Origin of the sequence: Haloplanus ruber (genome assembly GCF_024494725.1) — an archaeon.
In the GTDB taxonomy this organism is placed as follows: Archaea; Halobacteriota; Halobacteria; order Halobacteriales; family Haloferacaceae; genus Haloplanus; species Haloplanus ruber.
The window spans coordinates 85,029-95,192 of the sequence record NZ_JANHDK010000004.1 but is presented as its reverse complement, the minus strand read 5'-3'; the positions used below and the strand labels follow the sequence as shown (position 1 = coordinate 95,192).

Genomic DNA, 10,164 nt, shown 5'->3' with positions numbered 1-10,164 from the left:
TCCAAGGAAATCGACAGGCGTACAACCCGAACGACAAGGATCTCCGCGCCCACTGTAACATCTAACTCGGAGTTCCCGAGGACCGATTTCCGCATAGCGCATCCCGATTGGCGCGGGTATAATCTCAAATAAACCAACACCAACATCTTCCTCGGCCTCGGCGAAGAAGTCATCACCAAAGTCCCCACAATCCCCCGCGGCTACGAACAAGACCTCCAAAAATATGGCAAAAGCCAAGCCATCATCAAAGCCACCGACGTCAAAGCCGCCGAAGTCAAAGGGCTTCCCTACTGCCTCACCCAACACAGCAACTGAGGGTAGACAAATCGCTATATAATGGATAGAACTAAATGACTATTCTGCTACATTATTTAGTATGAACCGGATTTCTGTCTCCTCAAGCAATCTCAGCAGTGTAGGATATGACGAGTCGAACCAAGTTCTAGAGATCGAGTTCCACGGTGGAAGAGTCTACCAGTATTTCGATGTCCCCAAACGAATCCACCAAGAACTTATGAACGCCAATTCGCACGGGAAATACTTCAACCGAAATATCGAAGATAAATATCGCTACGATCAGATCAAATGATGCGCAGTAATTTAGTGCGTGTCCAAGATCCCCGAATCGTGAGGGCAGAGCCGTGAGTGACAGACTGACTCACGTTTCACGACTCTCAGTTGAGAACATCGGGAAATTTGAGGACTTAACACTCCAGCTGACCCCATTTACACTCTTAGTGGGCCCTAACGACGCTGGAAAAACCACTCTCTTGGAGGCATTACAGACTGTATGCGATCATTCGAGTCTAGACATTGAGCAGATCCGGCGTGATGTGACACGAGACACCAGAAGAGCACCCGAGGCCTCAATCGAGGCGATCATTGAAAACCCGCCAGACGACCTGGCAAATCGTGCCAATCTTGAGGATGACGATGCTGCAGGGCTAAAGATCGAATGGGAAGTAACTGGAGATTCAGAAGAAGATCTCTATTTGGAGTCCCCAGACCACTATCTCAGAGAGCGGGTTCCCGAAGATGAACGACTCCACGAATGGGACTATTATGCGGACGGCGAAAAGGAGATTCTGGAGGATTACGATATTGAGCCAGGAAGCAACGCTGATGAGCGGGAAGAACAGTTTGAGGAATTGAAAGCTGAGATCCTCGAAAATCCCGAAGATACCTGTCTTGATTGGGTCTCTTGCGGAACCAGAGAATTCAGTCGTTTAGCTCCAGCCAGTGAGCAAATCGATACCGAGGATGTAGACAGTCCAATCAAGTTACTCTCAAAACTACTCCGTCAAGAAACCAAATCGTTCCTCTATGCCGAGGATGAGGATGGTGAGAAGAGTGGAGTTGACGAGCTTGTCGAAATTGAGGAACAGGCGACGGATGCGCTTAACGAACGACTCGAAAGCCTTTCCGACAGGATGGAGCGATACCTCCCTGGTCTGGACCAGATCACAGTAGATCCTGATTGGAGTTTTGTCAATGGGGCAGATCTCTCCAATATCGTGCTTCGCCGAGACGGTGAACAGATCCCGCTTCAAGAACTGGGTGGCGGAACTAATGCCCGCTCGGCCCTCTCAATGCTTGAATGGAGCGCAGAGGTCAACGAAAGAAAAGAATCCGTCATCCGGACGATGGACGAACCGGATCACCGGCTCCATTTTGACGTCCAACGGAGGCTGATCAATCTTCTCCGGAGCGACATCTCGGATGAAGATAGTTATCTCTCCCAGTGTATCGTCTCAACTCATAGTTTGATTATGGTCGATGGTACTCCCTTACATGAAGTAGTATATCTCCCTGAAGAAGTGGATGCCAACGACGAAAGAGCGCCGCTAGTTTCGAAAGATGAAGCAGAGGCTGAGGATTTCATGGGCAACATCATGGCCGGTTTGGGACTCTCTGCCAGCTGGGTCTATCTCGAACGAGCGATGATTGTCGTAGAGGGTGCAACTGAACACAAATATATCGAAGAACTATACCACCAAGTCACCGGTAGCACCCTCGTCGAGGATGGTGTTCAAGTCTGGGATAGTCAGGGATGTGGCCATATCGTTAAAACCCTTGAACGCCTTCAGGAGAGTGGACGAGCACGAACGTTCGTTATCCTAGATTCCGATGCAAAAGAGGAAACCCATTCTGAAGATACTCTTGAAGACCACCTTGAAGATATGTACGAAGTCAGCGGTTCGGAACCAGAACTCGTCTGGGTCGGTGACAAGGAACTTGAAGACACGTGGGAGAAGGATGATTTAGCTCAACTCGCTGAAGAACACTGGCCGCGTGCAGACGGCAATGACTGGGATGAAATCCATTTTCAGTCAGTAGACGAGGCAGAGAAACCGAGTGACGAAATCGTTGACACCATTCGAGGTGGCTGCGCGCAGAATCTCCAAGACTGCCCCAGTGTGACTAAACCAAACATAGGGCTTAAGATGGGGAGATTAGACGATGTGGAACACCCAACCGAGATTGTCGATATTATGGAACATGTTCATGAATACTGTAGCCAGAACTAAGAGAGAAGCATAGGTTGTCTCGTCAACCGTAATACTTCGATCTATTTTCGATCCAGTCTGTGAGCGAAACCCCACCACAGTATGTCGTCCGGCTTGTTCGTCTGTGAGCGTCACCTCCGCTGCGTAATCTAGGTGCGGAGTTCTGCGGCCGCGATGATCGGCAACGGCGTCGTATAATGCCTCTTAGAAGATCGCATCGGCATCACTCTCTGTCCAGTTCGTATCGTAGCTTGAGAACACCGCGGCGTCGAAGACACAGGGGAGCACATCGGCTGTTGAACAGCCGTCTTGAACGATGTCCATGATGAAGTGGTAATACTCCGGGGTGCTGAGTCCTGACCCGGAAACGTGGTAGGGGAGATCGAAGTTCGCGTTCAGCCACTTCGTGATGCGAGAGTCGAGTGGAATCTCGAACCTCGTTAGACCGAGAATCTGGAGAACGTTCCGCGCTTGCTTCGAGCCCACTCTGTGGAGTCCATCACCAGCAAGTCGCTCGGACAGGTAAGTCGCTGCTTCACGCTCCGTCCCCGGATCGCCGGCTTTCGGCTCTCGCGTTCGTGCCTCCCGTAACAGCTCTAGTTCACTCCACAGTTCGTCCCACCCGCCACAGTCCAGTCGTTCGAGATTCGTCTCACAGGCGTCACCGATGTTGTTGTAGTACCGAATCCCTCCGTGCTCTTCGAGCGTCTCGGAAACGAATCCACTGACGTCATCCATATTCCGACACTGGTCGAGACCCACTGTCTCAATTTCGTTTTTCAGAAATTTGGAGACGTGGCTGTCCGGTCCCGAGCGCTGCTGGGAGGTGAGTAGTGCTGCGAGATGCGCATTCCAGAACTGATCCGGAGTGATTTCGATCTTGGCTTTGTTCACGTTCTGTTCCCGTCGTTTCTGTACGAACGGGTCTTTTTCTTGATCGGAGATAATCTCAAGAACGTTGCCGATCTCCTCGTCTGAGAACGTCCACTCGACCTGAGCCATACGGATCCGTCTTATGTACTGGCGAAAAATCTGTTGAGGATCGTTTAACTCCAGTAGCGTGATTCCCACAGGAACTTTCTGCCTTCTCTGAGCAATCAGGCGTATGGAATCGGGAAAGAAATCGTTAGAAGAACTGACGACAGCAGGGGTGTTCCACGTTCCGGAGTACCAGCGGTACTACTCGTGGACCGAACCGGAGTGGGACGACCTCTGGACTGACCTCTACACGCTACCTCCGGACAAGCAGCACTACTTCGGGACGATCATCATCCAGAAGACGGATGAAACGGAAAGCGGTGGGGGTACTGGTAGATACGGATCTTCTAGAGAGAAACCGATCAACCTCCTCATCGATGGCCAACAACGCCTCACCTCGCTTGCGTTGCTGGTGCGCTCAATGACGGAGAGTCTGGAGGATATCGCACCGGAAACGGATCACGAGGCCGAGATACTCAGCGACGTCGAAGAGATGCGCGAGACGCTTCTCGTAGAGGACAACATCTATCAGCTCCAATTACTTGACGAGGAAGACAACAAGTACCTCGAATGGTTGCTTACCGGGCACGACGTTCACGAGCCAGAGCGCCCGTCTCAGCGGAAGATGATCGAGGCGAAGGAATACTTCGACGAACAACTCGATAATCTCACTGCGTCCCCTGGTGTCAATCCCGTAGACGTCGCCACCGAACTCAAGCAACTCTGGGAGACCATCCTAGAACTCGAACTGATGGTGTACGTCGTTGACGCAGCCAACCCGGAGAAGGCGACACTCATATTCGACAGCGTCAACGATCGCGGTCGGTCCCTCTCAACGTTCGACAAGACGAAGTCCTTCCTGATGCGGATGGCCTACCTCGCTGCGGCCGACGAAGGTGAGGCCCAAGCAACCATTCGCCGCATTCGGCAGTCCTTCGGAGAGATGTATAACGACCACCAGACAATGCTGGAGTCACCGTACGTCACCGACATCAGCGACGATGCGGTCCAGCGGTATCACTTCATCTCGTACTTCGACTGGTCAAACTCCGACGAGTACAGCGATCCTGCCTTCCTCACCGAACTGAAAGAACACGTTCGCACGCTTCGAAGGGAAGACTCTCAAGCGTGCTTGGAATACATCCGCGACTACACCAACAGCTTGGAGCGCGGGTTCAACGCGTTAGCGAAAGTACTCGACCGTACTGACGACGACGACATCTCGACGCTTGTCCAGCGGATACATCGCCTGCGTCATGCGACGAATTTCTACCCGCTGCTCCTCAAAGCCTGGCCGAACCTCGATGATGACGGGAGACAGGAGCTTCTGAACGCGATTGAGACGTACATCTTCCGCGTCTACTCTATTGGGAACCATCGGAGCCACACTGGTGAATCCAGCCTTTACGTCCGCACTCGGAACCTCAGCAAGGACAGCCCTGCCGATGTCTGGGTGAGCAAAGTCGTCTCCCTGATGAATCGATACGAGGACGACTCGCAATTCCGACGGTCACTGTCCGCTGCAGACCTCTACTCGAAAGCAAGCTCACAGGACCTTCGGTACCTCTTCTACTTCTACAACGAACACCGAGCTGACGAGAAGGGTGAACGTGGGGGCCCGACGCTCTCGGAAGCAATGAGTAACGAATACACGGTCGAACACATCTGGCCACAGAGTCCTGACGAACTCCCGATCCAGGATGCCGACGAGTATCCGAGTCCCGAAGCTCGGTATGATGCATATGTTCACCGCCTCGGGAACCTCACGTTGGCAAGCAGATCGTGGAACTCGAAGTGGGGGAACGCTGCGTTCGAGACAAAGCGCGACGAAGGGTACGTAGAGTCGAAGCTCTGGGTTCAGTGGGACATCCAAGACAACTACGACGAGTGGTCTGTCGAAAATATCGAGGACCGCGAGGAGGCGATAATCGAGTTTGTTCTCGAAGAATGGGAGACCCCTGAGACACGTCTTGGCGGCGTTGAAGAACCTGCAGACGCCATTGACCGGCTTACGGCGGAGGAACAGTTCGTCCTCAAGGCACTCCGCCAGAACACCGGCGGCGCGGTTCGCCGTGTCATCCACGGGGATGTGTGCGAACTTCCCGATTCACCGTTCACAGAACCAAATTCGAACGGTACAGAACGAAACGAAGTGGGTTCGATTCTGAGTCGCCTCCAGAACGTCGGTCTCGCCGAGCAGAACAAGCATACCTGGTCACCCACCGACGAGGCGATTACCGTGGAGGCCCCCACCTAACGCCCAGTTTCTACGATCCGTCTAAACCTCGCAGTCCGAGTTTTTGTGCCCGTGATCGATGTGATGGATTATCACGCGTGTCGAAGATTTATTCGACCCCAGCCAATCGCCTGTAAATGAACCGACTGCTTAGTCGTCGTTCGCCTGGCTTGCTTGGAGATCTCGGATGATCTGAGGACACGTGGCATCGGCGGCCGAACTATCTGAATGGGGAATAAAAACGGCCGGCTGAGCTTGGTACTCTTAGTTTCGATCCTCGTGAGTGTCCTCGGATTTACTGCCTCGCTCCCGTCAGATATCACGTCTGGCAGCGGATTGACAAATATTGTGGCGCACGGTGTCGGCATCCTGTTCGGTATGGCGGTTGCGGGAAGCCTCCGATACCATCACAAACGATCTTCTGCGGAAGAATCGACCGCTGTCTGACACCACGCAGCACAACCATTCCTTAATCAACGGGTCGATTGTCCGTTCGATAAGTGCATCCGTCAATTCCTGGTCGTGCCGGATGCATACCAGATCGATATCGTGCTTGTCGCACAGATCCTTCTTTTTCTGGTCGCGCTCCTGCCGTTGTTTGAGGCCTTCTTTGCCACCCCAGTGATCCACTGCATCGTAGTGCTGGATTCCCTGGTATTCAATCCCGACCTCGGCTTCTTCCAGAAAGATATCCAGCTCCAGTCCGTCGAGAAAGTCCGGCCGGTAGTGACGCTTTATCGTGTGATCAGGATAGTTCGATTCCACGAGCTGGTAAAGGATGGTTTCGCTGGTCCACCGGTTGCCCTTCTTGTAGTGGCCGAACGCCTGCCGAATCTCGTTCTCGATGGTATCCATGATCTCCTTACGCTCCGCCTGTAACTGATCCTGCAGCTCCGCGAATTCCTCAGCTTCGTCGCCGGGTAGTGGATCCATCTCTTCGTAGGGCTCCCGGACCTCGCGGATCCGGCGGTTCCGCTCCTCCCGGTCGATATCATCCGGCAGATCGTCGCGGACCTCGTCAATCGCTTCCTCTTTCTGATCGATTATTTCTTCGACTTCTTCCAGTTGCCCGGTGAGATGTGGAAGTTCCGAGTTTATGGCCCCAATTCGGCGCTCAATCTGTTCTCGTTGGCTTTTAGATTGGAGAGGTTGCTTTTGAGCAAGGCAGTGAGAATACCGATAAAGACACTGACTGCTGCCGCAAGTGCCGCGTAGAAGCCCGTGACCATTAGATTGTGGGATTTGTGTAGTCGTTAAAATTCTTGATGAGATTTGATTTGATCGGGAAGAGACTTAGACAGTAACCCAAAATGCCTCGACACCGGGGTCGCGAGGAACGGTATTCTCCGATTGACGAAGTTCCGCCACCGCTTGGTTTCGGTCCAGTTCGAAGGTCTCGGCGACTTCTGTCGTTGCGACGGGTTCATACTCCATGACGAACTGCGGGATAGACCTTCCAGTCGGTTCGGGTTGGACGTTTTCCCCGACCATGCGAGCGAAGATTCGACCGGACTCGATATTCCCAACCCAACTGTGTGGGAGGTCACCAATCATGGCCTCGATCCGTGGCATCTCCCCACTCGGTTCGGGAACGTCGATGTTCGCCATGTCTGCTCGAAGTTGATCGGTGTCGAGACCAGTCTCTTCGGCGAGCTCGATTAGGATGTATTCATCCTCGATATCCCGTCCATCCGATAGCGCAGCGATCCGAAGTCGCCGAAGGTACTCGCGGGCAAGACCTTGCCTTTGAGCGGCAATGAGTGCTCGATATGATTCCGTAGTGGATTCCGGAAGGTCAAGGTCGTCGACGGTGGGCATCTCGATAGTGGAGTCCCACTCGTCAATCGTACGAGGTGGGAGTGGGTTGTACTCGACTGTGAGGTTGCCCCCGAAGATCTTTTGAAGACGACGGAGGTCGGGTTCGTTTCCCCATCCAGTAGCGTCCCAGGGATCAGTGTGGACGGTTATCTCGGCCTCCTTCTGCTCCTGTTCCTCGTCTTCCTCTTCGTCCGTTGAGTCGTCCGGGTGCTCGCAGTCCTCCGGTGGTTCGGGTGAGTCGGACGGGTCGGGGGACTCGTATGGTTCGGGAACTTCGGATTCTTCCTCAGGTTCGTCTTCGTCGGGAGCCTCAGTCTCACCACCAGTCGGGACGGGAGCCGCACCTGCACCTGCTGCCGCGCCTGCCGCTGCACCTGCACCTCCAGCACCACCCCCATCGTTGGGTGGTGCGACCGTAGTCTCCCCCTCGGAGGTATCGTGGTCCTCAACTTCCGTTTGGTTGGGGTGAACTGAGGGTTCTTGCTCTTCCTCTTCGTCGTCGACGGTCTCGCTCGTTCCGGTAGGACTGTTACCCATTGTTAGTACTCTAGGATGTCGGGTGCGTTCAGGGCGTTCGCTTCGAGGTCGTCTCGCCACGGCTCGAACTGGTCATTATCGTAGTTGCAGTCGTCTATGAATTGCTTGAGGCCAGCTGCTCCGTTAACTCGCGATGGGAGCTTTCGTAGATGAGTCTCGCCGTGGAGTGCAATCATGAAGATATTGTCCGGGTTGGCGAAGTCTACGAGGTTGTTCGTGTGGTCTCGGAGGTCGTTGAACCGATTGCCGTGGGTGTAATATTGTCTCGCGTAGAACGCGAAGTTCTGGAACCCGTGTTTCCGATACCACGGGAGCATTTCCTTGAACTGCCACGGCTCCATCGCCTTCGCGAGCGGGAGGATTTCAATCTCCCATCCTTGTCGCTCGATCTCGTCGAGAACCCAGTCAACTCGGATCCGATACTCCCGAAGTCCACCTCGTTGTTTGGACTTCAGGTCGTTGCCGTAGACCTTCCCGGCATCCGGGATGTAGATCGCCGGCTGGATTCGCTCCAGTAGGTGTCGGATGTTGTCGCGTGTTCGATTTTTGAGTATGTCGTCGGCCTCGGTTGCCGTAACGATGGGCACCTGCCAATTAGACAGGTAGGAGTGCAAGGATTCGTGCTCCTCGACGAGCTCCACCGCATCGGAGAAGTTGAACATCACGTAGGTGATGAGCTTGTTCCCGAGGATGAAGTCCTCCAACTGGTCATTGTCGGCTTCGTAGCGGAGGATGATCCCGGCAGGGAACTGACTGATGAGGCGGGATACAGCTATCTCGTGGAGGGTTTGCTGGCCTCTACGGGAGCTTGGAGGTGTTGAATACGAACTCATTTATCGACCTCGTTGCCCCTGTAGACCATCTGATCAACGTGGTAGCTCGGTTGTATCTTCGGTACGAACTCGTGGGGGAATCGGTCACCGGGCATATCGGATCTCTCAGGCACGTTTTGTCTCTGTGGTGCCTACGTGAGACCAAGTGATGAACAGGGATAAACATGTTGGACAGATTTTCTACAAAGAGGATGAATTAGTGTTCTCAGTCAATTCCATAGCCGATAAACACATAATTCTACCCTCGTAGAAAGCGCATAACGAAGGTCTTTACCATGAGTCTCAGACAGGAGGAACCATGACCGAACGAGTCCACTTCATCCCGGTGGGATTCGACTTTGATCGCCTGATTTACCCAATTTCCAAAGGGAATATCGATGCTGACCGTGTAGTTCTCGTGACCCACAAAGGCGATCCAGAGGATGAGGGAACGAATAAGGCCGCGGAGCTCGCGGCGAAGATGGCCGATAAGTTGGTGGAATCCTTCGAGTTGATCGATATCGAGGTCGAACTGAAACCACTTGATACGAAGGAGATGTTCGATTACGAGACTCTCTATCCAAAGGCGTACGATTTCATTTTTGACGAATTGAAGGAGGGGAACGAGGTTTTCGTGAATATCTCGTCGATGCCACGAACGGTTGCGTTTGCGTTTGCTACTGCAGCGGATTCGATAATTGCTGAGGATCGGGAAGAATTGGAGGATGTGGAAGAGATCCGGGACATGCTCCACACGTACTATGTTTCGCCCGATGAGTATCTGGTACACCGGATGAGAGAAGTTCTCGAAAACGCTGCGGATACGCTTGATGACCTGAAACGGTACGAGGATTTGACTGTCCACGAACAGTACGAGGAAATTCGGAGTGTCTTGGACCGAATCGAGAGCAACGGTATCACCGAGGGTGCACAGAATCTCGATGGGCAGATGTACGTTGAATTCCCTTCGTCGCCAGGAAGTGACGTAGATGATTTCGAAGAGACTATTCTGAATTTTCTCTCTGGAAAAGACCCAATCCAGTCGACCTCGGTCCTTGCCAAGAAATTGGCTGCCAAGGAAGGAGAAGAATACGATGAATCCTTCCGAAGTCGTGTCCAGTACAACGTCTCGAAACTCGACGAGAAGGGATATGTGGCCCGTGAGAAGGTCGGAAATCGTCTGGAAACGCAGCTCTCTACGATGGGAAGACTGTGGGTACAAACTCACTAACAAGGGCGCACAGGTTCCTCACAGGATAGACACTCGGCATAGACT

General features: G+C 53.1%; 8 protein-coding genes. 4 read left to right on the top strand and 4 right to left on the bottom strand.

Going from position 1 to position 10,164, the window contains the following annotated elements; all coding sequences use genetic code 11:
• Nucleotides 1-376 precede the first annotated feature (376 nt).
• Together NO878_RS13395 and NO878_RS13390 are read left to right on the top strand one after the other, a co-directional pair.
• The gene (locus tag NO878_RS13395) at nt 377-589 is read left to right on the top strand and encodes a KTSC domain-containing protein (RefSeq protein WP_256406484.1); all 213 of its coding nucleotides are present in this window, start codon (nt 377-379) and stop codon (nt 587-589) included.
• Between the two features lie 52 nt (nt 590-641).
• On the top strand, nt 642-2,528 hold the full coding sequence (locus NO878_RS13390; protein WP_256406482.1) for an AAA family ATPase: 1,887 nt from the start codon (nt 642-644) through the stop codon (nt 2,526-2,528).
• Nucleotides 2,529-2,711: 183 nt separating this feature from the next.
• Here NO878_RS13390 and NO878_RS13385 read toward each other — a convergent pair whose 3' ends face one another.
• The gene (locus NO878_RS13385; protein WP_256406481.1) at nt 2,712-3,578 is read right to left on the bottom strand and encodes a hypothetical protein; all 867 of its coding nucleotides are present in this window, start codon (nt 3,576-3,578) and stop codon (nt 2,712-2,714) included.
• 34 nt (nt 3,579-3,612) lie between these two features.
• Here NO878_RS13385 and NO878_RS13380 point away from each other — a divergent pair, with 34 nt between their 5' ends.
• A complete protein-coding gene (locus tag NO878_RS13380; protein WP_256406480.1) occupies nt 3,613-5,742 on the top strand; it encodes a DUF262 domain-containing protein in 2,130 nt (709 codons plus the stop codon).
• A gap of 291 nt (nt 5,743-6,033) precedes the next feature.
• On the opposite strand, the gene NO878_RS13375 is transcribed toward NO878_RS13380, so the two are convergent.
• The 3 genes from NO878_RS13375 to NO878_RS13365 all read right to left on the bottom strand — a co-directional run bounded on the left by NO878_RS13375 (nt 6,034) and on the right by NO878_RS13365 (nt 8,909).
• Nucleotides 6,034-6,654, bottom strand: coding sequence for a hypothetical protein (locus NO878_RS13375; RefSeq protein WP_256406479.1), 621 nt, complete (start codon nt 6,652-6,654; stop codon nt 6,034-6,036).
• Between the two features lie 360 nt (nt 6,655-7,014).
• Nucleotides 7,015-8,136 (bottom strand): DsbA family protein, encoded by a 1,122-nt coding sequence (locus NO878_RS13370; protein WP_256406478.1) that lies wholly within the window; start codon nt 8,134-8,136, stop codon nt 7,015-7,017.
• Nucleotides 8,079-8,909 (bottom strand): hypothetical protein, encoded by an 831-nt coding sequence (locus NO878_RS13365; protein WP_256406477.1) that lies wholly within the window; start codon nt 8,907-8,909, stop codon nt 8,079-8,081. The genes NO878_RS13370 and NO878_RS13365 overlap by 58 nt, the downstream gene beginning before the upstream one ends.
• A gap of 298 nt (nt 8,910-9,207) precedes the next feature.
• Between NO878_RS13365 and NO878_RS13360 the strand changes: the two genes are divergently transcribed.
• Nucleotides 9,208-10,119: an HFX_2341 family transcriptional regulator domain-containing protein gene (locus NO878_RS13360; RefSeq protein WP_256406476.1), complete on the top strand. Its 912-nt coding sequence runs from the start codon at nt 9,208-9,210 to the stop codon at nt 10,117-10,119.
• Nucleotides 10,120-10,164: the final 45 nt, after the last annotated feature.